The organism is Nonlabens ponticola, assembly GCF_003966335.1.
Lineage (GTDB): Bacteria > Bacteroidota > Bacteroidia > Flavobacteriales > Flavobacteriaceae > Nonlabens > Nonlabens ponticola.
This window is the reverse complement of the sequence record NZ_CP034549.1, coordinates 92,501-118,671: the sequence shown is the minus strand read 5'-3', so window position 1 is coordinate 118,671 and position 26,171 is coordinate 92,501. Positions and strand designations below refer to the sequence as shown.

Annotated in this window: 23 protein-coding genes, 2 tRNA genes and 2 rRNA genes (1 of these 27 cut by a window edge); 11 read left to right on the top strand and 16 right to left on the bottom strand. The window is 41.8% G+C overall.

Annotation, left to right across the window (positions count from 1 at the left end):
• Positions 1–33: 33 nt before the first annotated feature.
• The 5 genes from EJ995_RS00455 to EJ995_RS00435 form a co-directional block, all read right to left on the bottom strand.
• On the bottom strand, positions 34–744 hold the full coding sequence (locus EJ995_RS00455) for a hypothetical protein (RefSeq protein ID WP_126444546.1): 711 nt from the start codon (positions 742–744) through the stop codon (positions 34–36).
• Positions 741–1,373, bottom strand: coding sequence for a hypothetical protein (locus EJ995_RS00450; RefSeq protein ID WP_126444544.1), 633 nt, complete (start codon positions 1,371–1,373; stop codon positions 741–743). The genes EJ995_RS00455 and EJ995_RS00450 overlap by 4 nt, the downstream gene beginning before the upstream one ends.
• Positions 1,370–2,680 carry a sugar MFS transporter gene (locus EJ995_RS00445; protein WP_126444542.1) on the bottom strand — a complete coding sequence of 437 codons (1,311 nt, stop codon included), beginning with the start codon at positions 2,678–2,680 and terminating at the stop codon, positions 1,370–1,372. The genes EJ995_RS00450 and EJ995_RS00445 overlap by 4 nt, the downstream gene beginning before the upstream one ends.
• A gap of 91 nt (positions 2,681–2,771) precedes the next feature.
• Positions 2,772–3,746: a N(4)-(beta-N-acetylglucosaminyl)-L-asparaginase gene (locus EJ995_RS00440; RefSeq protein WP_126444540.1), complete on the bottom strand. Its 975-nt coding sequence runs from the start codon at positions 3,744–3,746 to the stop codon at positions 2,772–2,774.
• Positions 3,746–6,679 carry a GH92 family glycosyl hydrolase gene (locus tag EJ995_RS00435; protein ID WP_126444538.1) on the bottom strand — a complete coding sequence of 978 codons (2,934 nt, stop codon included), beginning with the start codon at positions 6,677–6,679 and terminating at the stop codon, positions 3,746–3,748. Before EJ995_RS00435 ends, EJ995_RS00440 begins: the two co-directional genes overlap by 1 nt.
• A 124-nt stretch (positions 6,680–6,803) precedes the next feature.
• Between EJ995_RS00435 and EJ995_RS00430 the strand changes: the two genes are divergently transcribed.
• Positions 6,804–7,163: a Na(+)-translocating NADH-quinone reductase subunit F gene (locus EJ995_RS00430; RefSeq protein WP_126444536.1), complete on the top strand. Its 360-nt coding sequence runs from the start codon at positions 6,804–6,806 to the stop codon at positions 7,161–7,163.
• Here EJ995_RS00430 and EJ995_RS00425 read toward each other — a convergent pair.
• Positions 7,156–7,938 carry an SDR family NAD(P)-dependent oxidoreductase gene (locus EJ995_RS00425; RefSeq protein ID WP_126444534.1) on the bottom strand — a complete coding sequence of 261 codons (783 nt, stop codon included), beginning with the start codon at positions 7,936–7,938 and terminating at the stop codon, positions 7,156–7,158. The genes EJ995_RS00430 and EJ995_RS00425 overlap by 8 nt on opposite strands.
• A 120-nt stretch (positions 7,939–8,058) precedes the next feature.
• On the opposite strand from EJ995_RS00425, the gene EJ995_RS00420 reads away from it, so the two are divergent.
• Positions 8,059–9,084: an FAD:protein FMN transferase gene (locus EJ995_RS00420; protein WP_126444532.1), complete on the top strand. Its 1,026-nt coding sequence runs from the start codon at positions 8,059–8,061 to the stop codon at positions 9,082–9,084.
• Here the strand turns inward: EJ995_RS00420 and EJ995_RS00415 are convergent.
• Complete coding sequence (locus EJ995_RS00415) at positions 9,068–9,847, bottom strand: class I SAM-dependent methyltransferase (RefSeq protein ID WP_126444530.1); 780 nt, start codon at positions 9,845–9,847, stop codon at positions 9,068–9,070. The two genes, EJ995_RS00420 and EJ995_RS00415, sit on opposite strands and share 17 nt — an antisense overlap.
• A gap of 226 nt (positions 9,848–10,073) precedes the next feature.
• Between EJ995_RS00415 and EJ995_RS00410 the strand changes: the two genes are divergently transcribed.
• Positions 10,074–10,979: a DUF6268 family outer membrane beta-barrel protein gene (locus tag EJ995_RS00410; RefSeq protein WP_126444528.1), complete on the top strand. Its 906-nt coding sequence runs from the start codon at positions 10,074–10,076 to the stop codon at positions 10,977–10,979.
• A 77-nt stretch (positions 10,980–11,056) separates the two neighbouring features.
• On the opposite strand, the gene map is transcribed toward EJ995_RS00410, so the two are convergent.
• On the bottom strand, positions 11,057–11,866 hold the full coding sequence (map, locus tag EJ995_RS00405) for a type I methionyl aminopeptidase (RefSeq protein ID WP_126444526.1): 810 nt from the start codon (positions 11,864–11,866) through the stop codon (positions 11,057–11,059).
• Between the two features lie 61 nt (positions 11,867–11,927).
• Positions 11,928–12,305, bottom strand: coding sequence for a cupin domain-containing protein (locus tag EJ995_RS00400; protein WP_126444524.1), 378 nt, complete (start codon positions 12,303–12,305; stop codon positions 11,928–11,930).
• A 115-nt stretch (positions 12,306–12,420) separates the two neighbouring features.
• Between EJ995_RS00400 and EJ995_RS00395 the strand changes: the two genes are divergently transcribed.
• Positions 12,421–13,281, top strand: coding sequence for a hypothetical protein (locus tag EJ995_RS00395; RefSeq protein ID WP_126444522.1), 861 nt, complete (start codon positions 12,421–12,423; stop codon positions 13,279–13,281).
• Here the strand turns inward: EJ995_RS00395 and EJ995_RS00390 are convergent.
• The 3 genes from EJ995_RS00390 to EJ995_RS00380 all read right to left on the bottom strand — a co-directional run bounded on the left by EJ995_RS00390 (position 13,278) and on the right by EJ995_RS00380 (position 17,025).
• A complete protein-coding gene (locus EJ995_RS00390; protein ID WP_126444520.1) occupies positions 13,278–13,898 on the bottom strand; it encodes a thioredoxin family protein in 621 nt (206 codons plus the stop codon). The genes EJ995_RS00395 and EJ995_RS00390 overlap by 4 nt on opposite strands.
• A gap of 5 nt (positions 13,899–13,903) precedes the next feature.
• Complete coding sequence (gpmI, locus tag EJ995_RS00385; RefSeq protein WP_126444518.1) at positions 13,904–15,418, bottom strand: 2,3-bisphosphoglycerate-independent phosphoglycerate mutase; 1,515 nt, start codon at positions 15,416–15,418, stop codon at positions 13,904–13,906.
• 395 nt (positions 15,419–15,813) lie between these two features.
• Complete coding sequence (locus EJ995_RS00380) at positions 15,814–17,025, bottom strand: BaiN/RdsA family NAD(P)/FAD-dependent oxidoreductase (protein ID WP_126444516.1); 1,212 nt, start codon at positions 17,023–17,025, stop codon at positions 15,814–15,816.
• A gap of 196 nt (positions 17,026–17,221) precedes the next feature.
• On the opposite strand from EJ995_RS00380, the gene EJ995_RS00375 reads away from it, so the two are divergent.
• Positions 17,222–17,437, top strand: a complete 216-nt coding sequence (locus EJ995_RS00375) for a hypothetical protein (protein ID WP_126444514.1) — start codon at positions 17,222–17,224, stop codon at positions 17,435–17,437.
• On the opposite strand, the gene EJ995_RS00370 is transcribed toward EJ995_RS00375, so the two are convergent.
• From EJ995_RS00370 to EJ995_RS00355, 4 genes are all read right to left on the bottom strand, one after another.
• Entirely contained in the window at positions 17,427–17,909 is a 483-nt protein-coding gene (locus tag EJ995_RS00370) for a hypothetical protein (protein WP_126444512.1), read from the bottom strand. The genes EJ995_RS00375 and EJ995_RS00370 overlap by 11 nt on opposite strands.
• Before the next feature lie 105 nt (positions 17,910–18,014).
• On the bottom strand, positions 18,015–19,409 hold the full coding sequence (locus EJ995_RS00365) for an FAD-dependent oxidoreductase (RefSeq protein ID WP_126444510.1): 1,395 nt from the start codon (positions 19,407–19,409) through the stop codon (positions 18,015–18,017).
• A gap of 10 nt (positions 19,410–19,419) precedes the next feature.
• Complete coding sequence (kynU, locus tag EJ995_RS00360) at positions 19,420–20,682, bottom strand: kynureninase (protein ID WP_126444508.1); 1,263 nt, start codon at positions 20,680–20,682, stop codon at positions 19,420–19,422.
• A 5-nt stretch (positions 20,683–20,687) separates the two neighbouring features.
• Positions 20,688–21,338: a hypothetical protein gene (locus tag EJ995_RS00355; RefSeq protein ID WP_126444506.1), complete on the bottom strand. Its 651-nt coding sequence runs from the start codon at positions 21,336–21,338 to the stop codon at positions 20,688–20,690.
• 103 nt (positions 21,339–21,441) lie between these two features.
• On the opposite strand from EJ995_RS00355, the gene EJ995_RS00350 reads away from it, so the two are divergent.
• The 6 genes from EJ995_RS00350 to EJ995_RS00325 all read left to right on the top strand — a co-directional run.
• Positions 21,442–22,725, top strand: coding sequence for a multidrug effflux MFS transporter (locus EJ995_RS00350; RefSeq protein WP_126444504.1), 1,284 nt, complete (start codon positions 21,442–21,444; stop codon positions 22,723–22,725).
• Between the two features lie 25 nt (positions 22,726–22,750).
• Positions 22,751–23,467: a pirin family protein gene (locus EJ995_RS00345; RefSeq protein ID WP_126444502.1), complete on the top strand. Its 717-nt coding sequence runs from the start codon at positions 22,751–22,753 to the stop codon at positions 23,465–23,467.
• Positions 23,468–23,883: 416 nt separating this feature from the next.
• Positions 23,884–25,409: ribosomal RNA gene (locus EJ995_RS00340) — 16S ribosomal RNA — on the top strand.
• 150 nt (positions 25,410–25,559) lie between these two features.
• Positions 25,560–25,633, top strand: a tRNA-Ile gene (locus EJ995_RS00335).
• A 138-nt stretch (positions 25,634–25,771) separates the two neighbouring features.
• Positions 25,772–25,845, top strand: a tRNA-Ala gene (locus tag EJ995_RS00330).
• 154 nt (positions 25,846–25,999) lie between these two features.
• Positions 26,000–26,171: ribosomal RNA gene (locus tag EJ995_RS00325) — 23S ribosomal RNA — on the top strand (it continues 2,647 nt past the right edge of the window).
• Together the 16S and 23S rRNA genes with 2 tRNA genes alongside form the textbook arrangement of a ribosomal RNA operon.

Sequence of the window (26,171 nt, the reverse complement as noted above, 5' to 3'; positions counted from 1 at the left end):
TATTTAGATCGGGATTTTTTATATGGAAGATGATTAGAGAAATAATTGTTTATAAAGAGCGTCCATTCCGTTCCATGAGCAACTGCCGTCAATGGCTTTGTACTCTTGATCATTTAATTTGATTGTGTAACGATCTGTTGTAGTGCATCCACCATCTTGTCTTGATATCAAGCGCACCTTTTTCTCGAAGTCAACGATTTCTTTAATATCAGTACCTAAGTGTTTTCTCTTTTTCAATTTTTCACCGTTCCATACCTCGCCTACAATCTCATTTGCTAAAAAGAAAAACTTGAATGTCACTCTTTCGTTATGAAAACAACCTGATGAGTTTATATCAATAATGAACTTGTCACCGTGATCAAATTTTGAGGCTAAGGTCTGGACATTATTACTTGTCAAATGATCGACACACAGTTTAATCTGAGTATTCATTTCCTGGCTTATGATAGCCTCAGTTTCCATCACTTGATCGAAAATGTTCTTGTATTTAAAAACATAATTTCCAGGAATAGCAGAGAATTTAAATGTACCATAATCGGAGACAATGGATTCGGCAATACCTGTTTCCTTAGAAATCATTTCTATATTATCAAAATAAAGTGATAGTTCATTATCATAGCAGTTGACAAAAAAAACGCTCACTGGAACTTTTTCTACTTGAGCTTGCGTCGTGAGCGTGCACAGAAAAAGTAAAAGAGAGAAGAAAGTTTTATTTACAAAACTTAGTTTTTTATCAAAGATCATAGTGACTTCTTATTCATGGCAACTATCGTGTCAGCATTGATAATACCGTTTTTCTTCAAATCAATTATTACTTGAGTTGTATCGTTATGATAAAACGAAGACTGATCATTTATACTATCGTATATTAAAAGCTTTCCTTCGTAAATCGTCTTCTTATAACGATCTGTGTCTTTGGTCTCTAATTCTGAATAAACGTAAAAACCACCATCTCCATATGAATCTATCAACTCATAATGGCTAATTATTTCACCGTCATAATTATAATTAACGAGATCAAACGACCTGACGTATTCTCCTTTCAAATAATAGATTATCGATTCATATCTGGGTAAAGAGTCATAGGGGTAATAAAATAATTCCACTGAGGAACTGAATTTCCTGTTCTGTTTTAAATATGGATCATTCTCAGCCACCACATTATTTGATAAATTCATATCATACAAACTTTCAAGACTTTTTTGATTCAGAGAATCTAATTGAAACTCTCGGTACAGAAAGTTTTGCTCAACAGGTCTAAAATTTTGTACGGTACTTGTTTCTTCCACCGTATTTTCTGGAGTTGTTGAAGTTTCTTTACAACTTATAAGAAAGGCGATCAGCGCTATAAAAACAATTAGCCGCCTCATCATCCCACCACAATCTTCCTACCCTTATAAAAAGCAAAGAACATGATATAGGCATAACATGCCATAGGCAGAAGGAATGCAAGTGCAAATCCTAGCGAGTCGGCTAGGGCTCCAAAACTGATAGGCACGATCGCACCACCTACAATCGCCATACACAACACACCAGACGCTTGTGGTTTTAATTCGCCCAATCCATTAAGCGTTAAGGTAAAAATGGTTGGAAACATAATGGAGTTGAACAAACCAACTGCCAATATGGACCACATGGCTACAAATCCATCTGTAGAGATACTGATAAAGATCATGGCGATTGCCAGCGCCGTAAAACTGATAAGAACCTTGTGCGATGGTATAAATCGCATCAACGCACTACCTATAAATCGACCTACCATAGCGCCCGTCCAATAGAAGAATAAGAAAGCGCCAACGATGGCTTTTGAGTCAATGGCACTCAAGTCTGCGTTCAAAAAGAAGGAAGCGATACCACTCATTGTTTCATTCTCAACAATGGTTTGATCTAGATTTAGATTGATAAAATAGTTGACCAGATAACTTCCTATCGCAACCTCGGCACCTACATAAACAAATATTCCTGCTGCGCCCATCCATACAGATGTTTTCTTGAGTAGTGCGCTGTAACCACCCTTGGCAGTTTCCTGTAACTGTGGCAATTTGATAAATATAAAAGCTACTGCTAATGCAGCAATCAGTCCAGCAAAAAACAAAAACGGAGTCTGCACTGCAGCGGCCTCGCTGATGTAATAATTCTCGCGATCTACCGTCGTTAGCATATCTATTTCTTGGGAGTTGAGGATCTTGTCACTCAGTAAGAAAGCTGCACCAGCGATAGGTGCGATCGCAGTTCCCAGCGAGTTAAACGCCTGCGCCAGGTTCAAGCGGCTACCAGCACCTTGTTCTGATCCCAGAACCGCTACATATGGATTTGCTGCTACCTGCAGTATGGTGATTCCTGCCGCAAGCGTGAAGTAGGCGAGTAGAAATACGCTAAAAATACGTTCTGACGATGCTGGGTAGAAGAGTAAGCAACCCAATGCCATCGTTGAAAGGCCTATCACGATTCCTTTTTTGTAGCCTACTTTAGAAAGCAACAATCCAGCTGGAATGGAAAACACAAAGTAGGCGAGGAAAAACGCAAACTGAACCAATCCTGCCTGGAAATAACTCAATTCAAAAACCTCTCTCAATCGAGGAACGAGACTATCAACCAGCACGGTTATAAATCCCCATAAAAAGAAGAGCGTGGTAATGATGATAAATGGTACGGTGTAATTGGTTTTGTTGGTTGTCATGAATCTCAGTTAGGTGTCTATGCAGTAAAGTTGTGATGATTGTTACGCTTTCGCGAAAGCGTGACTAAGCTAACCACTTTTAATCAATAAATTATGTTTTTAAATAGTAAGCAGACTCTTTGCGACGATTTGTGCCATTAGAATATTCCATCATGGCAAATCCTTGTTGTAAACTGTAGTAGCCAGTCTCACCAGCTTTATTCATCGCGATATATGCCACTTGAAAGTCTTCAGGGTTTGCTGCTCTTTTGGCGGTGCGCTTGACGGCCTCTTCACAAGCTTCTTGCGGCGACTTGCCGTTGCGCATGAGTTCTACTATCAAGAAGCTGCCTACGGTTTTCATGATTTCCTCACCCAATCCAGTAGCTGCCGCGGCACCAATCTCATTATCGACATATAATCCAGCACCAATAATCGGACTATCGCCTACACGACCAGGCATCTTGTAAGCAAGCCCAGATGTGGAGCATGCTCCTGATAAGTTGCCGTTAATATCCCTACAAATCACTCCTATAGTATCATGGTTTTCAATGTTGATGACAGGTTTGTATTTGCTGGTTTTAAGCCATTCTCGATATTGATTTTTTGAATTGTCAGTGAGTAGATTTTGTTTTTTGAAACCTCGATTGATGGCAAACTGATAAGCGCCATCGCCTGCTAGCATCACGTGTGGTGAATGATCCATGACTTCTCTAGCGAGCGATGCAACATTTTGAATATCCTGCACATAGACTACACTGCCACAATTTCCTTGATGATCCATCACGCTGGCATCTAATGTCACATTGCCTTCTCGATCTGGAGCGGCGCCATTACCTACGGTAGTGTTTTTAAGATCTTTTTCCTCAACGTTGACACCTTTAATAGCCGCATCAAGTGCATTATTACCATTTTCTAAGGCACGACCAGCCGCCGCATTGGCATCTACAAAACCCCATGTACAAATGGATATAGGATTAATTTTTCCCGAAACAGCATTGATGGATCTACATGCTGCTAGATGTAACCCTAAGCTTAATGCCACGCCGCCGTAAGAACTTTTCTTTATGAAGTTTCTTCTATCCACTAATTAATGGTTATTTCATCTACAAATATCCAAGCCGTACCATTCATGGGATAGCCTAGATGCCAATCGGGTAGTGCGCCATAGTTGGTAGCTACCACTTTAATATATCTAGTCTTTGCATTGGTAAAATTGACTGTCTCTGTATGAATCTCGCTTGTTTCTTCGTGACCTGTTTCTGGTAGTTGAACCGTCACGCTATCGATTAGATTGCGATTTGAGTCCAGTATGTCAACGTTCAGTTCTTTGGGATAAAATATCCAGCTGCGTTGATCTTTCAAGAAATTGATAGAAACAGAATTCACGTTTTTCATCGCTCCCAAATCTATTGTAGCGTTCAGGTCTTGGTTTTTAATACCTTGCCAGGAACCAGATCTAAAATCAGTAGAGCCACGCATACCATCGATGAGCGCATCATCGCCGCCAGCACTATACTCATTTGCATAGGTATAATCTAGATTGATCTTGCGACTATCGTCATACTTGTAAAACGAGGTAGTAATGGTATCGCTTGAAATTCCCTTTTTCACAGCATAAGTTCTTAGCTCAGATGATTTGTTCAACTCAAAAGCTTCCTTGTATAGTTTAAAAGGCGCCTCATCAATACCGTAATAAATTGTAGAATTATCCGTGATGTTATCCAGCTCAACTGTGGTGGACCTAGCAAAGGATATATCACCATTACTTATTACGGGTGCAGTTACTATTAGAGATTCATCAATAGATGTCATCGGACGATATTGAACCGCGCTACCCCATTTTGATGGCTCCTCTTGCATTTCAAAAACCCAGTGACCACCTTTCATGATATCATCATGGGTGATATAGGAATAATTGTTTGCTCTAGTGCGACCGTAAGTTTCACGATCACGGCTTATAGACATGCCTGAAATGTATTTGCCGCTACCTTCACGCTCTATCGTGAGCTGGTTGCCATTCTCAAGATGTATGGTCGCCTTTTTAAATAATGGTGTACCTACTACATAGTCATTACTACCAGGCGTCACTGGATAAAATCCTAACGAACTAAGCACGTACCAAGCGCTCATTTGACCACAATCCTCATTGCCTGAAATACCATCAGGACTATTTTGATATAAAGTGGTGAGAATTTCATGCACTCGCTCTTGCGTTTTGTGAGGTTTGCCTACATAATTATACAAATAAGCCATGTGGTGGCTTGGTTCATTACCATGTGCGTATTGCCCGATCAATCCTGTAATGTCTGCTTGATCGCGACCTGACGTTTGTGTTTTTCCTTCAAATAAATGATCTAGGTGGTTTTCATAACTGGTCTTACCGCCCATAAGTTTGATATGACCGGCAATATCTTGTGGTGCGTACATCGAGTATTGCCATGCATTTGCTTCAGTATAATTAAAGTTCACCTCGTAAGGATCAAAAGGTGCAAACCAAGTATTGCGGAAACGCCCTTGAAAAAATCCTGAAAGCGGATTGTATAGGTTCTTATAATTCTGCGCGCGTTTATAATAATTGCCAGCAATGGAGTCTCTACCCATGGCGGTAGCCATTTGCGCAATCGTCCAGTCGTCGTATGCATATTCCAGTGTTTTAGAAACGGACTCACTTTCTTCTTCTACTGGAATAAATCCATATTCCTTATAACTCTTAAGCCCTAATTTATCTCGCGTGGCAGAATGTAGCATGGCTTCCAGCGCCTTGTCTGTGTCATAATCGCGTATGCCTTTTAAATAAGCATCTGCGATTACAGGTACGGCGTGATAACCTATCATGCAACCTGTGTAGTTACCACTCAAATCCCAGATAGGTAGGATACCACCTTCATCATATTTTGCGTTGAAGGTGTTGATGAAATCGTTGGTACGTTTCTGGTCAATGATGGTGTAGAGTGGATGCGCGGCGCGATAGGTATCCCATAAAGAAAACACCGTATAATAATCAAAATCCTGAGTCTCGTGGATCTCTAGATCCATACCGCGATAGCGGCCATCGACATCTTGATAAATGTTAGGAGCAAGCATGCTGTGATAGAGTGAGGTATAAAAAATGGCAAGTTTATCCTCATCGTCGTCTTCAACAATGATTTTTTCAAGCTCGCCACGCCAGATTTTGTTTGCCTCTTCTTGAACCTCTTCAAACGTTTTCTCAGCTATTTCTTCATGGAGATTCTGTTTTGCTCCAGTAGCATCCACAGGACTGATTCCTATCTTGATGTAGACTGGTTCATTTTTGGGATTGTCAAATTCAAGAGCCAGTTTGCTGGGCGCAGTTTCATACATGGTATCCCAGTTTTTAATATCGTGCGAGGTCTCGATGTAGAAGAATAACATCTGCCTTGACGCCCAAGCTTTAGAAAATCGTTTACCAGATAGCTCTCTAGCATTGTTAAATTGAACATCGTGTTCCAGCAATTGATCTCTATGTTCTAGATCCAAGATCACAAATTGATTTGTAGAATCAGGAAACTGGTAGCGATGCATACCGCTGCGTCTAGAAACGGTCAACGCCACGTCAATATTAGTATCATCTAGATGTACTTCATAAAATCCTGGCGATGCATTTTCTTTATCATGCGAGAAACTCGAGCGATAGCTAGGCTCACCATCGGCACCGTTGTTAAGTATGGCTGTGTTTGTAGGCATTAGTAAAATATCGCCATAATCAGAAACTCCTGTACCGCTTAAATGCGTGTGAGAGAATCCGTAGATTTTATCGTCGCTGTAGTGATAACCGCTGCATCCATCCCAACCATCAAGTCGCGTGTCTGGACTCAACTGCATCATGGCAAACGGCAAGGTCGCACCAGGATATGTGTGGCCATGACCACCAGTTCCTATAAATGGATTCACATACTCGGTTACAGGTCGTGTCGTCACGGCAGGCTCAGGTTCTGCCACTTGATCATCGCAGGACACTATTAATAGGAGTACAAAAAGTGACAGAAGTCTGTTCATAGGAATAATAGAAATTGAGATTTTAAATATAAGGTATTGGTTTTTGGGCATTACGCTTTCGCGAAAGCGTAATACCCATCCATTATCAGCACTACAAGAGCCACACAGGTGCTATCTTTGTACTATGACACCACTAAGTGAACAGGAATTACACCAGCTGGCGATGAATATTGTGGGCAAGGAAATGGAAGATCAAGGATTTGAGTTTTTGGCGATAAATTCAAAACCTAAAAAGGATCCACAATATGTGGCGCTCAAAAAGGGGAAACTTCATTTTGTGGTGGTGAGAGCCGTGCGATATCCTGAAAACCCTGTGGTTTATGATGAAAAATTGATGACCACTGTGCGCGATCATGCCGTCAAGTATAAGGCGCGTACATTTTATGCTGGTGTAGGCATCGCCAATAATCGTGATTATGAGATGCCGGTACACCATGAGGATGACTATGTGGTCAATTATGCAGGCTTGATCGAGATTAAATAGAGTTTACGATACCACCTTCTGCACGCAGGGAAGCACCATTAGTTGCAATTGACAAAGGGCTAGCTACAAACGCCACTAGATTTGCGATCTCTTCAGGTTCAATAAATCGTTGCAGCAGGCTTGACGGTCTGGCATTATTGAAAAATTCACTTTGAATCTCATCTCGATCATGATCGCCACCATTCATACTGTCTAGAAAATCTTCAATCCCATCAGAATAGGTTGGACCTGGTAGAACAGAATTTACGGTAACGGTAGTTCCCTTGGTCAAGTTTGCTAGTCCACGAGAGATGGCTAGTTGAGCCGTTTTGGTCATGCCGTATTGAATCATATCTTCTGGAATGTTCAAAGCGCTCTCGCTACTTATAAATATGACACGACCATGGTTGTTCTTTTCTAACATTTTAGGGAACAACGCGCGACTGAAGCGGATGCCGCTCAAGACATTGATTTCAAAAAATTTGATCCATTCATCATCCTTAATCTCTGCAAAGTCTTTCTGTTCAAAGATTCCAAGATTGTTGACGAGAATATCAATCTCAGGTAGGTCCTTGATAAAGTCATTGATCTCATTTTCATTGCCTACATCGCACGGCATGCCGGTCGCGCCAGGAAAACTCCCTAAATCTGACATTGCTTTATCAACTGATTTTTGAGAGCTTCCATGAATAATGACTTTAGCACCTTCCTTGAGTAGTTGTTTGGCAATGGCTTTTCCTATTCCTTTAGTTGATCCAGTGACCAGAGCGGTCTTACCTGATAATTGTAAATCCATTTTTTCTTTAAAGAAAGTGATTCTTGCAATGCCATGTGCTTAAATAAAAGTTAGACCGTACTTGTCGCTTTCTTAATTTATCAAACATCTACACAATACCTTTGCTTAAAATCTATTACCATGCGTTATCTCATCATTTTTAGTTTGTTGTTCGTTGGCTGTGATCAATTGGGCAGCGATACCGTTCCTGAATATGTAGTGGCTGGTAACGCCATAGGGACCACATATGCCATCAAATATTACAACGATACCGAGCTGGAGCTGGAACAACCCATCGACAGCATCGTCAAGATGTTCAATGAGTCCATGAGCACTTGGGTAGCAGATTCTCAGATCAATAAGTTCAACAATGGTCAGGATAGCGTGATGGTAGGTAAAGCCTTTCAAACGGTATTTAAAACCGCACAGGATATTTATAGAAAAACAGACGGCTACTTTGATCCAACAGTAGGTAATCTGGTGAATGCTTACGGCTTTGGTGCAAATGGCGAGCAAACCAAAATCCCAACGCAAGAGCAAGTCGATAGCTTAAAGCAATTTGTCGGTTTTCATAAGCTAGATCTTGTTGCAAGTGCTGCTCAAGATTCCATGAACTTGATTTCTAGCCAGCCTGGAATGTATCTGGAATTTAATGCGATAGGTAAAGGAACGCTGGTGGATTATCTGGCACAACTGCTAGAAGATCGTGGCGTGGACAATTACCTCATTGAAGTAGGTGGTGAAGTCACCGCCAAAGGCAAAAGTCTGAATCGCGACGACGCTTGGGTAGTGGGAATAGACGACCCAACCCAAAACTTGCAAAATCGCAGGCTTGTAGGTACGGTAAGCCTTGAGAATAAAGCCATGGCAGGTAGCGGTAACTATAGAAAATATAGAATTACAGAAGATGGTGAGCAGTTTGTGCACACGATAAATCCGCTGACTGGGCTGGCGCGACCTAGCAAGGTAGTAGGTGTGAACGTGATTGCAGAAAACTGTACGATTGCCGATGGTTATGCCACCGCTTTCATGGCGATGCCGTTAGAAAAGTCTCGCGAGTTATTACCCAATTTGCCAGAAATTGACGTGTTGATCATGTATCTGGATGAGAACGACGAGCTGCAATTAGAATCCACACCAGGATTCAATCTTAAGCCTCAGTTATAGGTTTGCGGACCACAGGAATAAGCTCGCCTGGTGCCAGCCTATAACGATCGATTTGATCTGCGGTTAGTGTTTTTGTATAATCAACCGCATCTACTTTAAAACCAATTGAGTCCAGGCGCTCAAAGTAATCCATGCCATACACGCGCACGTGATCGTACTGACCAAATATACGTTCGCGCTCATCACGGTCTGTGATGCTATCATCTTCATAAGTGACCTCGCGGCTCATGTCTAGCGGTATTTGCAATATTGCTGTGCCACCAGGTTTAAGCACTCTGTAGATTTCACGCATCGCAGTCTCGTCATCAGGAATATGTTCAAGAACGTGATTACACAAAATCAAATCATAACTATCGCCCTCAAAAGGCAGGTTACAGATATCTGCATGAACATCGGCCAGTGGTGAATTTAGGTCAGTTGTGAGATAGTTGATGTTTGCGCTTTCGCGAAAGCGGTCATAAAAACACTGCTCTGGTGCAAAGTGAAGTAGATCTATTTTCTTGTCAAAGATTTTGAGTTCTCTTTGCAGGTATAGCCATAATAATCGATGACGTTCTAATGACAAGGTAGATGGCGACAGGACATTTTCTCGCACGTTGACATATCCGTAAGGAAGAAAACTGCGAAAAGTCCTGCCATCAATAGGATCCTCATAACAATCACCGCGATAATACAAAGCTATGGCCGGTCGTACCGCATAGCTGGCCTTAATGAGCAACGGCCGCGGAATCTTATTAAGGAAAAACTTGAAGATTTTTTTCACGTGGTGATATGATAAGCTACTCTTGTCGAGCAATGTCAAAAATACAAGGACTAGCTTGATATTGATAGAATCTAATAAGAGAAAACATAGGTTGATAGACGTCAATCAACTTTTTGAATATCATTGCTTCACTAATGTTTGAGTGTGGTATTGATAAAAAAGAATAAAAACAATTATTGAATAATGAATTATTGCCGTAGTTTGTTGCCGTTTTAAAACCAACTTTATGAAAAATGTAATTACTGTTTTTGTATTCTTTCTCGCGATAAGCGTGGCACAGGGTCAAGATTATCTGGATATCCTCAAGTATTCCTATAATAAGGCCACACTAGGCAACATTGATGAGGCAAATGAGGATGAGACTGATGTAAGCAATACCAACATCGAGGCCTATTTCCCGTTTCCAGTATCAGGTACTACCACCATTATAGGAGGTTTCACCTATGAGAACACACGATTGGGATTGCAGTTTAATGATGATGACCGCACAAATTTGATCATGACACGACTCAACTTTGGTATAAAGCAAGAACATGGCAATCGATGGAGTGGTACGTATGTAGTGCTGCCTAAATTTGCCTCTGACTTTGCTGAGAATCTAGGTGATCGTGATTTTCAGATAGGTGGTCTAGCCCTGTTAGAGAAGCGTTATTCTAGCAGCTATAGTTTGAAATTTGGTACCTACGTATCTTCAGAGGAGTTTGGTACTACCTTGACGCCATTAGTTGGATTGTGGTATAAGAGTGACAATGATAAGTTCTACATCAATGCGACATTACCTATACGTACTGATATCAACTACTCGTTGACTGATAAATTGAGCGTTGGTGCTAACATATTGACATCGGTAAAGGCGTATAACCTGACTCAGGATAATGCAGATCAATATGTGCAAGAAGAGTCTATTCGTTTTGGACTATTTGGTGCTTATGGTTTCCTAGACAACACACTGATCGTACGAGGTAAGGTAGGATTTGATACTACAGATTATGGTTTGTACAATACGGGTGACACGATAGGTGTTCAAGTACTCACATTCCAGGTAAATGGAGATGATAGAAACAGATTGAACAGCGAGTTTGACAGCTCATTGTTTTTTGGTATCGACTTGATCTTTAGAGGAGATTTGTAATAATTAATAGCTTTAAAGTGAAAATCCCAACAGGTCGCTGGCTTGTTGGGATTATTTTTTGTCTTGAATTGGACGCTTTACTCTTTCCAGCGATAAGGATCTTCTTCGTTAGATGTTATTCCTAACACTTCATAGATGTAATCAAATGTGCTCAGTAATCTAGGTTCACCATCTACTAGAGCTACATCGTGTTCAAAATGGGCACTCGGCTTTTTGTCTTTGGTTTTGATCGTCCATCCATCTGGATAATGCTGGATACTTTTAGTACCCATATTGATCATAGGTTCTATAGCGACGGTCATTCCTTCTATAAATTTCTTGCCGCGACCACGCTTGCCATAATTAGGCATTTGTGGATCCTCATGCATAACGGCTCCAATGCCATGACCTACCAGCTCACGTACCACGCCGTAACCAAATCCTTCACAATATTCCTGTATCGCATGACCTACATCGCCCACACGGTTTCCTAGTCTAAATTTATCGATACCTATGTATAAGCTATTTTTTGTGCGCTCTAGAAGTAGTTGAGTCTCCTTAGGAATCTCACCAACGGCAAAGGTGTAGGCATGATCACCATAAAATCCATCGACAATAGCACCGCAGTCTACTGATAATATATCGCCTTCCTTGATAGGTACATCCTTGGGAATACCGTGAACCACCTCTTCATTAGGACTGATAAGCAGTGTGCTAGGACAGTCATACAACCCTTTAAATCCTGGAATCGCACCGTTGTCTCTTATATACGTTTCTGCTAGCTCGTCCAGTCGTAGTGTAGTAACTCCAGGTTTGATCTCTGCTGCGATCATTCCTAGGGTCTTACTTACCATAAGCGCGGCACGGCGCATGATTTCTAATTCTTCTTTGGTTTTAGTAACTATCATTTGCTTGTATAGAAAATGCAAAAATAGGATTAACTAATTAGCCATTATCCAAAACATAAAACTATATCCAGTCCAGCTTATCTTTAGTAAGCTCATGCTGCACATCGCCTGTGTGTTTGATACCTGCAGGTTCTATAAGCATGACGTGACATTCCTCATGCGCGATAGGTTTGTGATCTACGCCAGCTGGCACGACGATCATCTCGCCAGGTTTCAGTATAACCTCAGTCTGTTCATTTGTACCGCTTTCGCGAAAGCGTAATATCAACTCACCCTTAACCACATAAAACAACTCGTCCTCATGTTCATGGTTGTGCCACACAAACTCTCCTTTGAGCTTAGCAAGCTTCACCTGTTGGCCGTTGAGCTCTGTGATGATCTTTGGAGTCCAAGTTTCTTCAAACATTTTGAACTTATTGCTAATGTTGATTTTGTCCATTTGAGATAATTATATGTATTTCGTCGATTACACGCGCTGCGAACACCTTGTTTTAATTAACTATTGTGTAAAATAAGCTAGATTTAATAATCCTTACCCTCTAGATCCTGAATAAATGAGAAATTATATAATCTGCACTAAGTTATTGATTTTACTAGCAACCTGTAATTTGCTGCCAGCGCAGGTTGGTATCAATACCGCCTTGCCCATGGATGGCACCTCATTACAGATCGATGGTAATGATTCAGGAGTACTGATTAATCGTGTTGCTCTCACAGGTCTTGATGATATCACTACTATACCAAGCTTAACTACTGACCATACGGGACTCATGGTTTTTAATACGGCCACGACAACTGTAGCCGGCGTTGGATTGAATGTTGCGCCAGGATTTTATTACTGGACAGGTACATCATGGTTGCCCAGCAAAAATGGCGGTGTTAAAAGAACAGGTTGGGTATCGCTAACAGATGCCAACCTAGCAGGAACGGTAGGTGCAATAAGTGATCTTGCTGCTACAGATCCATCCAATTTTGCGGATATACCAATTAATTTTGAAGATGATGCTGCTGATAATATTATTGACATTAATGCACCAACTGGTCTCACTGGTCAAGATTTTTTTGATAGTACCACTAGCAAAATTAAGGCTATAGAAACTGGTGACTCTATTATGTTGCGTTTACAATTTAACGCGATACCGCAGCAAAATAACGCCTATTTAATTCTAGCTATTGATATTAGTAATGATCCAAATAATCCCATTATCATATTTCAAAAAACCATACGTCTATTACGCGGTGCTCGATTGAATAGGATTAGCGAAACTATATTATTGTTTCAACTAGCAACTTTTAAGCAGAACGGTGCCAAAATAAAAGTAGCATATAATAACGGTAGTGGAACTACAGGTGGTGGCAATTTTGTAACGCTGTCAGATTTCTCATTAGTAATCAATCGCCTATCAAGTAATTAATCCTCATAAGAGTGTTTGTAGTCTGCGCCGCTCACAATTTTAAAAATATCTTTCTCTAGCGTCTCACGTGGATATTCCACAAATCGACCCAACTCCTCACCATCGCGGTAAAAGATAAAGGTAGGCACGCGTTTGACATCAAATCCATCTACTAGCGCAACTGGCTCTTGCTTACTGCGATCTACCGCAATCAGATTGATGTTATCAGCATCAAAACCTACTTGATCCATGAGCTTAAAGAACTTAGGTGTTTCTCTCTTACTGTCACCACACCACGTACCCATAAAAGCCCGCACTTCAACGCCGTTCATGGCTGTCTTGAGATCATTGACTACTGTTGCGTCAGGTGTGTAGCTTTCATATTCTGGTACAAACCAAGTGGAATAAGGTGCCTCCATAAACGCATCCTTATTATGTAGTCCTCTTAGATGTCCATCAATAACTGTAGAAATTACAGGCTCGATTTCGGTTTCTTCCTCTATTTCCTCACCCATCTCAGTCTCCATCTCGACTACGGCAACCGTAGTTGCTTCTTCTGTAGATTGTGCTGCTTCTTTTTGAGTGCCGCAAGAGCTTAAGATTGTTGCCGTTGCTGCGGCTAGTAATATTTTTTTCATGATAATTATATTAATGATTCTTGAGTCATTTCTGGAGGTTGCTCGACACCTATTAATTTTAAAATGGTAGGAGCGATGTCGCCCAGAACACCTGATTTAATTTCTTTCAAATCCTTATCTACTAAAATGAGTGGTACTGGATTTGTCGTGTGTGCCGTATTAACGCTGCCGTCTTCATTGAGCATGACCTCACAGTTACCGTGATCTGCAATGACCAAAACGGTATAATCATTTGCCACAGCTGCATCTATTACTTGAGCCGCAGCTTTATCTACCGCCTCGCAGGCTGCGACTGCTGCTTCCATACTTCCTGTATGGCCTACCATGTCTGGATTGGCAAAATTCAAGCAAATAAAATCTGCTGATTGATTATTGATTTCAGGAACAATCTTGCTAGTCACACAGTCGATAGACATTTCTGGTTGCAGATCATAGGTAGCTACCTTGGGCGAATTACACATGATACGCTGTTCACCGGCAAAAGCTATTTCCTGACCACCATTAAAGAAAAATGTCACATGTGGATATTTCTCTGTTTCGGCGATACGTATTTGTTTTTTGCCAGCTGCGGATAAGACTTCGCCTAGTGTGTTTTTGAGATTAGGCTTTTCAAAAATGACATGTATGTTCTTGAAGTTGTCATCATACTTAGTCATCGTGACGTAATACAAGTCCAGCTTGTGGCAATTTTGCTCATGAAAATCACGCTGGCATAGCATGTCAGTCAACTCACGACCGCGATCTGTACGGTAATTGAAAAATATGAGCACATCGCCGTCTTCAACTGTAGCGACTGGTTCCTGACCATTCATCGCAACGATGGGATCGATGAACTCGTCAGTAATATCATTTTTATAAGATTGCTCAACGCTGGCCACTACATCATGTGACGGCGCGCCCATTCCTTGCTTGAGTAATTGGTAAGCCTTTGCCACACGTTCCCAACGCTGGTCACGATCCATGGCGTAATAACGACCTATCACGCTGGCTATTTGTGCTGGCGTTCCTGCTATATGATCTTCTAATTCTTTTAAAAAGCCTGCTCCAGATTTGGGATCGACATCACGACCATCGGTAAAAGCATGTACGTATAAATCTTCCAGGCCGTAGTTTAAGGCAGCATCCAGCAAAGCTTTCAGGTGATCTATGTGTGCATGGACACCACCATCAGATAGTAATCCTGCAAAATGTACTTTTCTGTTTTTTGCTTTCGCGAAAGCAAATGCGTCAACCACTGCCTGCTCATTTTCAAGCGTGTCTTCCTTAATGGCTTTGTTGATCTTGGCGAGATCCTGGTAAACAATACGTCCAGCTCCCAGGTTCATGTGACCAACCTCACTGTTACCCATTTGCCCATCTGGCAAGCCTACATGCTCACCATCAGTGCGCAGCGTGGCGTTAGGATATTTCTCGTAAAGGCTATCTATATATGGAGTGTTTGCCTGTGCGATGGCACTCACTTTAGGATCCTGCGTGATTCCCCAACCATCGAGGATCATAAGCATGGTTTTCTTGTTCACTTGATTGGTTTTTAGCCTATAAAGGTAATGATTGGCTTAATTCCTAGTGATAAAATAGGCTTAAGATTAAGGCATTTTCAACTCATGAGTTGTAAAACTTGATACGAGTTAGAAACGGCATTGGCAAGTCTGTCATGAAAAATGAAGCGACCGTAACGTAAAGAAGAAAATTCGTCGGCCATTTCTAATAAAGTTACTAGCTCAATACTTTTTAGGGTTGTGATCTTTGACCTACCGAAAGCGTTTTAATTTTCTTTAGTGAAGAGAGCGATATTTTTAGATAGGTGTGCCACAGCCTAGCCTTTTTGGTTACTTTTTTGGTAATGAAAAAAGTAACAGTAGTTGGAATTGATTTCTAAACATGAACTAAAAGTTTAAGGATGGCTGAAGTCCGATCATTTTATCGCAATTGCTTGCGCTACAGTCCAGCCACCTGTCCAGGCGTTTTGGAAATTGAAGCCGCCAGTGATGGCATCTATATTAAGAATTTCTCCAGCAAAGTAAAGGTTGTCCTGCTTTTTAGAACCAAAAGTTCTAAAATCTACTTCTTTCAAATCGATGCCGCCAGCGGTAACGAATTCTTCTTTAAACGTACTCTTGCCGTCAATTTTAAAGACGCTCGCCGTGAGCGTTTTGGCAAGTTGTTGCAGTTTGGCATTAGAGCAATCTGCCCAAGTTTTATCGCTGAGGTCGAGACTTTCAATGAGATATGACCAAAGCCGCTTAGGCAAGTCAAACGGCTTGTCATTGCTCAGTTGTTTTTTGCTTTGTTCGCGTTGTTTTAGCAGGAGTTCATAACAATCCTCATAACTCAGATAATTGAGCCAATTGATTACCACGTCAAATTTATATTGCGATCCATGCAATTGAACAGCGCCCCAAGCGCTCATTTTCAAAATGGCAGGTCCAGAAAAACCCCAATGCGTGATGAGCAAAGGTCCTTGGGATTCTAATTTGAGACTGGGTATTTCTACTCTAGCTTCAAGGGCAATGCCTGCGAGGTCTGTGATGGCTTTATCGGCAAGATTAAATGTGAATAAAGATGGCACGGCATCAACAATGGTATGATCCAGAGATTTCATCATTTCCCAGATTTTGGGACTGCTGCCTGCGGTAACAACAAGTTGATCGCAGGTAAATTCTGAAGTTTTGGTAGCAATGTTCCACGATTCTTCCTTTTTGATCGCGATCACATTCTGACTGGTCAGGACTTTGATATTCAATCGATCCGCAAGACCTAGAAAACAATCGATGATGGTTTGTGAGGAATCGGTTGTTGGAAACATACGACCATCGTCTTCAATCTTGAGTTCCACGCCACGATCTGCAAACCAGGCAATGGTGTCGCCTGTCATGAATTTATGGAATGGTCCTAGTAATTCTTTCTCACCACGCGGATAATTGGTCGTCAGCGGTCGCGGATCAAATTCTGCATGCGTTACATTGCAACGGCCACCGCCAGAAATACGCACCTTTTGTAATACATCTTTCCCACGTTCCAAAATCGTGATGGACAGATCTGGACGCTGCTCAGCAAGATTGATTGCGGTAAAGAATCCTGCCGCGCCACCGCCGATGATGAGAATGTTTGGGTTATTACTTTCCATATTCAAAATTAGACGTACAATTGAGCATTTTTGCTTTAATGATGGATGCTGATTAAAATAAATTCTTTTAAAAAAGTAGATGAAAGAAGATGTTATTGACAATTAATTTAGTAAGTAAAAAACATTCGTAATATTCAAACTTATTTTGAAATTAAATAAAGAATTTCCTAATTAACTTTGTAGAAAACAAAAGGTTATGAGTGATAAAGAAAATCAAAAAGGGAATAGCAAAAGGCCAAACGCCTCAATTCCTAAAAAAGTTGACACCACAATTGTAAAAGGAGGAAATTCGATACCACCAAGCCGAAAATCGCACGTTGGTTTAGGAAGCGAAATTAATAAAGTACCTGCTAAAGATATTGGTGCAGAAAGGCAAAAAGGTTTCAACACTAATGGCAGACCTAAAAAGTAAGGAAGTAAAAAACTCCCAAAAGAGCTATTCCTACACATAACGTTATAATTGAAGCAAGGTTAAAAATTGTAGTGGCTTTATTATAAGCCTTTGATTTTTTATCCGCGATTTTTTGTCTATTGACATCATCTTGATCTAAACATCCGTCTTCAATTTCACAGATTGTACATTCTACATAGATCTTTTCGTTTTTGTTCGCGATTAAAGAAGTGTATTGAGAAATAAAATTGGAAATAATACTCAGACCTATAAATATTCCCGAGCTCAATAATATGTTTGGGAATTCGATACTTTCAGAATTAGTTTCTATTTCTTTTAATCCTTTAAGAGTTTCGAATATCACATATAAAGTTCCCGAACCAAGGCTAATAATCAAAATGTCCATCCGCTTCTGGGAATAGTCAATAAACTCTGTGGTTATATCTAAATGATTCTGCCACTTATTCAATTTTCTTTGCTTTTTCTCGTTCATTAGATCAAATAAATAAGTGAAAATTTATGTCGTCATTACCAAGCACTGAACTTCCATCTATTAGCGAGTGTTTTTTTAACGATGTTTCAAATAATTGAAGTGATTTTAACTCCTATGCCAGATAACCTCTTCGGTTTTTTTGTTGATGGCTTCTAGTAATTCTTCGGCGGGCATGTCCACATGTAAATTGGCGTTATTTATGAGCCAAATAATAGCTTTATCTTGTGCTCGGCCTTTGATCATGGCTTCCTCATAGTCCGTACCTTTTGGTGGGAATGTTACCAGTGAGTATTTTGATGCGTATTTTGCTTTCGCGAAAGCGGACTCCAACTTCATCTCAATAGCACGTTTCATCTGGAAATCGGGATGTGAAACGCTGTCTCTCATCTCGATAAAATTATCCAGGGCGAGATCTGCAATAGCATCTGTGTCTGGTTTGCGCTCTACCGAGAATCGCTCCATGGCAGTTGCCCAAGAATCTGATTCGTCCAAAATCTGGTCAAAAACAGAAACGTCTTCAAAACCAGCATTCATGCCCTGACCGTAAAAAGGAACGATGGCGTGGCAGGCGTCGCCCATCATGAGCGTCTTGCCGTGTGCCGTCCATGGCGAGCATTTTACGGTACCCAGCGGTGGCACTGGATTTTCTGCATACTGCTCCAGCAAATCTGGGATGTGGTCATAAACATCAGGAAACTCTTCTTTGAAAAAGTGAGTCACCTGATCAGCTGTAGCGATGTTTTCAAAACTGATTTTGGCATCCTTGCGTTGCATGAACAAGGTCATGGTAAAGCTGCCATCCAGATTAGGCAGGGCGATGAGCATAAAACCACCGCGCGGCCAGATGTGTAGGGCATTTTTTTCTATGCGATAGCTGCCATCATCTGCTGGTGGCATGCGCAATTCTTTATAGGCGTGTGGCAACCAGTCTGTAGTGTAAGAGAAGAAAAAATCTCTTTGCCTGGCCATCGCAGCGCGCACTCTTGATCCAGCTCCATCAGTTCCTAGTAAAATATCTGGATTCCAATGATTGAGCTGGTTGGTCTTGAGGTCTTTGTAATCAACACTACCTTGTCTCAAGTCAACAGAGGTTATCTCTTTCCTAAAATCGATCTGTACTTTTTCAAACTCATCGGCCTTATCTAACAATAGCTTGTTGAGGTCTTCACGCGAGATGGAATTGATAAAATCATCCTCGCGACCGCTGTAATTTGAAGAGAAAGATGCACCACCTTTTGGGTGGATCATGCGAGCATACATAGGTATGCAAAACTCCTTGACTTTATCGCCTAAACCTACCAATTCCAACGCTCGCAGACCACGATCTGATAGAGCTAGATTTATAGATCGACCTGCGTCCACTACCTTGGAACGCATGTCTGGTCTTTTTTCTAAAATGTTTACATCATAACCGCGCTGTGCCAGTCGCAATCCTAGTAGAGCACCGCACAAACCAGCACCAGTAATGAGAATGGAAGTATCCTGATTATCAATTTTCATACAACAGGATTTACAGGGATGATTTGAGAATCTGGGTAAAATTCCAACAATCCATGTAAGAATTGTAGATAGGTGCAGGCGCGACTCTGATCACATCTGGCTCACGCCAGTCTGCGATCACGCCTTTATCGCTGATGCGCTCGAATAGGGATTTATCCGCATTTTTAACAGCCAGTGATAACTGGCAACCTCGATCTTTTACCGTGCTAGGTGTGATGATCTTGATGCGATCGCCCGGCAAATCATTCAGTAAATATTCTAAGTATGAAGTAAGATGCTCTGATTTTGCTCGCAGGTTTTCAAACCCAGCTTCCATGAATAATTCAAGACTTGCTCTTATTGGTGCCATGGATAGTATAGGAGCGTTGGACTGTTGCCAGCCCTCGGCACCAGGAATAGGTTTGAACTGATCTTTCATCAAAAAGCGTTCTTCCTTATCGTGGCCCCACCAACCTGCAAAACGAGGAAGTCGCTCATTGTGCGCATGACGCTCGTGTACAAAACATCCTGCGATACTACCAGGTCCAGAGTTTAAATATTTATAGGTACACCATACGGCAAAATCTGCACCCGTATCGTGCAAATTAAGCGGAACATTACCAGCCGCATGCGCGCAATCAAATCCTACCATGCAGCCATGTGAATGGCCTATCTCTGTAATTTTTTTCAGGTCAAAATACTGTCCTGTGTAATAATTGACGGCACCTATCATGATCAGTGCTATTTCATCGCCGTGTTGCGATAAGATCTGCTGTAGATCTTCAATATTTAAGGTATTCTCTCCAGGCCTAGGTTGCCATCTTATAATATCTTCATCGGGATTGCCACCGTGAAATTTAATTTGGGAAGCCACGGCATAGGTATCACTAGGGAAAGCATCTGCTTCCATGACAATCTTACGTCTCTTGCCTTCTGGTTGATAAAAGCTCACCATCATAAAATGAAGATTGGGCGTGAGTGTATTCATCACCACTACCTCTTCATGCTTTGCACCAACGATGGTAGCCATCGATTCTGTCAGGAACTCATGATATCTGGTCCAGGCAAATTCTTTATCAAAATGACCTTTGACACCTAGTCGCGCCCAGTCTTCTAATTCTTCATTGACATAAGTGACTGCCTTGTTTGGCCTCAATCCTAATGAGTTGCCGCATAAATAAACACTTTCTGTATTGTCAGTATGCTTGGGTATGGTAAAGCTTTTGCGAAAGCGGGACAAATCATCTGCCTTATCCAGCGCAATAGCAGTCTCTTTTAATGAATCAAATTGCATAAGGATTATTTTGTGACGGAAACGTCTGTGAAATAGATTCTGGTAGCGCCATCAGGAGTCTTATGGTCTGTTGCGATCTTGATGCCATTGTAATTTTGGTAATCCTCAAAGCTCGTCGTCATTGCAGGCTCAGTACTGCCAGCTGGGTAATAACTCCATTCTTGGATTTCTTTATCTGCTATGATCATGTCATAACGATCGCCTGGTGTATAACCGCCATTTCCTGTGTACTGTAAAGTGATGCCAGTACCTTTTTTCGTTTCAAAATTGCTGATTTCGGTTCCTTGATCCCATACCAGTTTGAACTGTGGTAAAAGCCAATAGACGTCGTTGACAAATGCTCGGTCTGTATTGATCGCAGTGCTGTCAATGGCAGTTCTTTTGTAAGAAATAGTATCGTTTTTGGCCATCAAGGTAACTTCATCTGATTGTGGATTCCATTGCCAAGCCCTACTTGCCACCTGATTGCCTTGTCGATCTACATTGAAAGTAAAATTGATCTGCTTGACCTCGTTCCATTGGTCAATGCCAGAATCATTGGCTATTTGCTGTGCCAGGCTTGTCTCCTTTTCAGATTCTGTTGAGGTTTCAGTTTCTTTCTCGTTTTTGCAGGAGATTATTGCTATGGCTAAAATGAGTATGCAAAAGTGTTTCATAGTGGTTGATTAAAGCGGTAAAGGTAGTGAGTAGGTAATTATAATATCGTAAACCTTTGTGAACTCCCAAGCCCAGAAAGTGTAGTAGAATTAATTTTGCAACGTGCAGAAGATAAAAGTAGAAAAAGAAGTCAGCAAAGGCAGGAAAAATGTGATTATACTGTTGTTAGGGACCTTGATTGCCATTGGTCCTTTTTCAATAGATACCTACTTGCCAGCTTTCAAGCAAATAGCAAGTGATTTTAAGGTTGACACCAGCGCGATAGGGATAACACTAACAACCTATTTTATCGGTATTGGTTTAGGGCAGCTCGCCTATGGGCCGCTCATGGATAGATACGGTAGGCGCAGACCATTGATCGCTGGACTTACACTCTATATCGTTACCAGTGTTCTTTGCGGATTGGCCTGGGATTTGAATTCGCTCGCCTTTTTCAGATTTTTCATGGCTTTAGGCGGTTGTGCGGGAATGGTAGCCAGTAAGGCTGTTGTAAGAGACTATTTTGATAAAGATAAAGTCGCAGATGTGTTGAGCACATTAATGCTAATCATGGGTGTAGCACCGATTATTGCTCCTACCGTTGGTAGTTGGTTGATCAATTCATTTCACTGGGAAGTTGTGTTTTATTCGCTGGCGGCGTTTGCCACGATTATGTTAGTAAGTGTATTTTACATTTTACCCGAAAGCGCACAACCTGATCCCGATACTAGTTTGAAACCCACCAAAGTATTTAAAGAATATGCCAGTATTTATAGGAATAAGGACTTCTTTTTGTTCTCGACTGCTAGAGGTTTTGCTATAGGAGCGTTGCTTGCATATGTTGCTAGTGCTCCTTTCATTTTCATAGAATTTTATGGAATGGAAGAAGATATGTTTGGTTACATATTTGGCGGTAATGCGGCAGGTCTCATATTAGGCAGTCAGATCAATCGACTGTTCCTGCGCAGGTACACTACTTTTCAGATCACATATGCCATTGGCGCTTTGATGGCTATTTTGACCACAGGAATCCTCGGTTACTCTATATTCTTCGAGGCTCATTTTTGGGTCGTGTATCCAGGATTGTTTATCATGTTGTTCTTTATTGGTTTTCAAAATCCAAATGTGACGGCGCTTAGTCTGCAGCCATTTAATCTGCAAGCTGGTAGTGCAAGTGCACTTGTTGGTTCTGTGAGCATGATATTTGGCTCGGCTGCAAGTTGGCTCATGGCAGAATTGCTTGTAGATGATTTGATACCTTTATTAGCGACGGTGGCAGTGTGTGCGGTTTGCGGATTTGCGGCAATATTGGTTTATAGAATGAGGTATGCTCAGGGTTACGCTTTCGCGAAAGCTTACTCACGACATCCTTATCAGGTAAAGCACAGAGAAGTTTCCAAGCAATAGATATTACACAATTATATTTAATTCTATGAAAACAATAATTCACAAAGCGAACACTAGAGGGCATGCAAATCATGGATGGTTAGAAGCCAATCATAGCTTCAGCTTTGCAAGCTGGTTCAATCCAGAGCGCATACAATTTGGCGCACTAAGGGTTCTCAACGACGATCGCATAGCTCCAGGAGCGGGCTTTCCAACTCATCCTCATGATAACATGGAAATCATTACGATTCCATTATCAGGTACTTTAGAACACAAGGATAGCATGGGCAACGTTGCTCAGATTAAGACCGGCGAGGTACAAGTTATGAGTGCAGGTACAGGTGTCACACATTCTGAGTATAATGCTAGCGATACTGAAGAGTTAAAATTATTTCAGATTTGGATTTTTCCAAACGCTAAGAATGTTGAGCCTCGTTATGATGAGGTAGTTCTTAAAGACGGTGAGAGCAAGAATAGGTTGCAACAGTTGGTATCACCATCTCCTGATGATGCAGGTACATGGATACATCAGGATGCATATCTATATATAACGGATATCGACAATCAATCAGGAGCATTTACCTATCAACTCAAATCAGAAGAAAATGGGGTTTATACTATGGTGATATCAGGAGATGCTGTCATCGCCGAAAACAGCTTGGGTAAAAGAGATGCTATCGGTATAAGCAACGTAAATGGATTTAAATACAGCACAAAACATAGCGCACGAATTTTATTTATCGAGGTCCCAATGAATTTTTGATTCATCTTTCAATAGATTTTCAATTTTTTTCATCTTGTTTGTGTTTGGTTTTCAAGGGTTTGATAGGGTGGTGTAATTTTTTTCAATTTTATTTGTAAAAAAGTTTGGTTGGAAAGAAAAAGGCTGTGTATATTTGCACCCGCTTTGCAAGGGACGTTGGTTCTGAAGTAGGGCGAAAGTTCTTCAAAAGGGTTGGAATATCATACGAATAGCCTTGAGGGTATATGGTTTGATTCCGGTCATTAATTTTGGAGTAGTTCATTGAGATATTGATTGACAGCACAAAGATTTAGGAAAGCAATTTTATTGTTTTTCTGGTAAGATTATAATTAAGATGTAAATAAACATGTACGCCAATTGAGTGGTTCTCGTTTTGGACGAGGTCTCCCAACAAGAGATCTTTTTTAAGAGATTCTACGATGAAGAGTTTGATCCTGGCTCAGGATGAACGCTAGCGGCAGGCCTAACACATGCAAGTCGAGGGGTAACAGGGGTAGCTTGCTACTTGCTGACGACCGGCGCACGGGTGCGTAACGCGTATACAATCTGCCCATTACTGAGGGATAGCCCGAAGAAATTTGGATTAAGACCTCATGGTACCATAATGTCGCATGGCATAATGGTTAAAGGTTACGGTAATGGATGAGTATGCGTCCTATTAGCTAGATGGCGAGGTAACGGCTCACCATGGCTACGATAGGTAGGGGTCCTGAGAGGGAGATCCCCCACACTGGTACTGAGACACGGACCAGACTCCTACGGGAGGCAGCAGTGAGGAATATTGGACAATGGGCGGGAGCCTGATCCAGCCATGCCGCGTGCAGGAAGACGGCCCTATGGGTTGTAAACTGCTTTTGTACGGGAAGAAATCTATCCACGTGTGGATAGTTGACGGTACCGTAAGAATAAGCACCGGCTAACTCCGTGCCAGCAGCCGCGGTAATACGGAGGGTGCAAGCGTTATCCGGAATCATTGGGTTTAAAGGGTCCGTAGGCGGGCATCTAAGTCAGTGGTGAAATGCAGGGGCTCAACTCCGGCACTGCCATTGATACTGGATGTCTTGAATTATTGTGAAGTGGCTAGAATATGTAGTGTAGCGGTGAAATGCTTAGATATTACATAGAATACCGATTGCGAAGGCAGGTCACTAACAATATATTGACGCTGAGGGACGAAAGCGTGGGTAGCGAACAGGATTAGATACCCTGGTAGTCCACGCCGTAAACGATGGTTACTAGCTGTCCGGTACGATTGAGTACTGGGTGGCCAAGCGAAAGTGATAAGTAACCCACCTGGGGAGTACGTTCGCAAGAATGAAACTCAAAGGAATTGACGGGGGCCCGCACAAGCGGTGGAGCATGTGGTTTAATTCGATGATACGCGAGGAACCTTACCAGGGCTTAAATGCAGACTGACAGGCTTGGAAACAGGCTTTTCTTCGGACAGTTTGCAAGGTGCTGCATGGTTGTCGTCAGCTCGTGCCGTGAGGTGTCAGGTTAAGTCCTATAACGAGCGCAACCCCTATTGCTAGTTGCCAGCGGATAATGCCGGGGACTCTAGTGAGACTGCCGGTGCAAACCGTGAGGAAGGTGGGGATGACGTCAAATCATCACGGCCCTTACGTCCTGGGCCACACACGTGCTACAATGGTAGGGACAGAGAGCAGCCACCTCGTGAGAGGGAGCGAATCTATAAACCCTATCACAGTTCGGATCGTAGTCTGCAACTCGACTACGTGAAGCTGGAATCGCTAGTAATCGCATATCAGCCATGATGCGGTGAATACGTTCCCGGGCCTTGTACACACCGCCCGTCAAGCCATGGAAGCTGGGGGTACCTGAAGTCGGTGACCGCAAGGAGCTGCCTAGGGTAAAACCGGTAACTGGGGCTAAGTCGTAACAAGGTAGCCGTACCGGAAGGTGCGGCTGGAACACCTCCTTTCTGGAGTTCCTGAAATAATGGAACCAAAGCAAGGGAGACCTTAGTTCGATATGGGATCCATTTAGTTGGCGTGTTTATTTATGTTTTTATAGTTGTCAATCTTATTTATATATAGTCGGAAGGCTTGAGATCGGTATGGATGTACCATCAAGTCTCGTAGCTCAGCTGGTTAGAGCGCTACACTGATAATGTAGAGGTCGGCAGTTCGAGTCTGCCCGAGACTACTTTTACGAGTATTAGTATTATGCTTTCGCGAAAGCAAAAATCGCAAGCGGTTCATTACATGATTTATTAAAGGAAATTCTAGAGGTGAGAGAATTCTAAATTCGTAATTCCGAATTCATTAATTCAGAGTTTCAAATGGGGGATTAGCTCAGCTGGCTAGAGCGCCTGCCTTGCACGCAGGAGGTCATCGGTTCGACTCCGATATTCTCCACTATAGTGATTTCATCACTTAAACGTTCATTGACATATTGAAAAGATTAAACGAGAAACAGATAGGTACATTTGTAAAAATGTATTTGTTATATAATAGTAAATAATTAAGAGCAAGGCGTCTCTTTGGTATCGTTGCCGAAGAGACATGAATACCATAAGCAAATTAAGGGCGTATGGGGGATGCCTAGGCTCTCAGAGGCGATGAAGGACGTGATAAGCTGCGATAAGCTGCGGGGATTGGCACATACGATGTGATCCGCAGATTTCCGAATGGGGCAACCCAATATGTTGAAGACATATTATCCGCAAGGATGCAAACCCGGT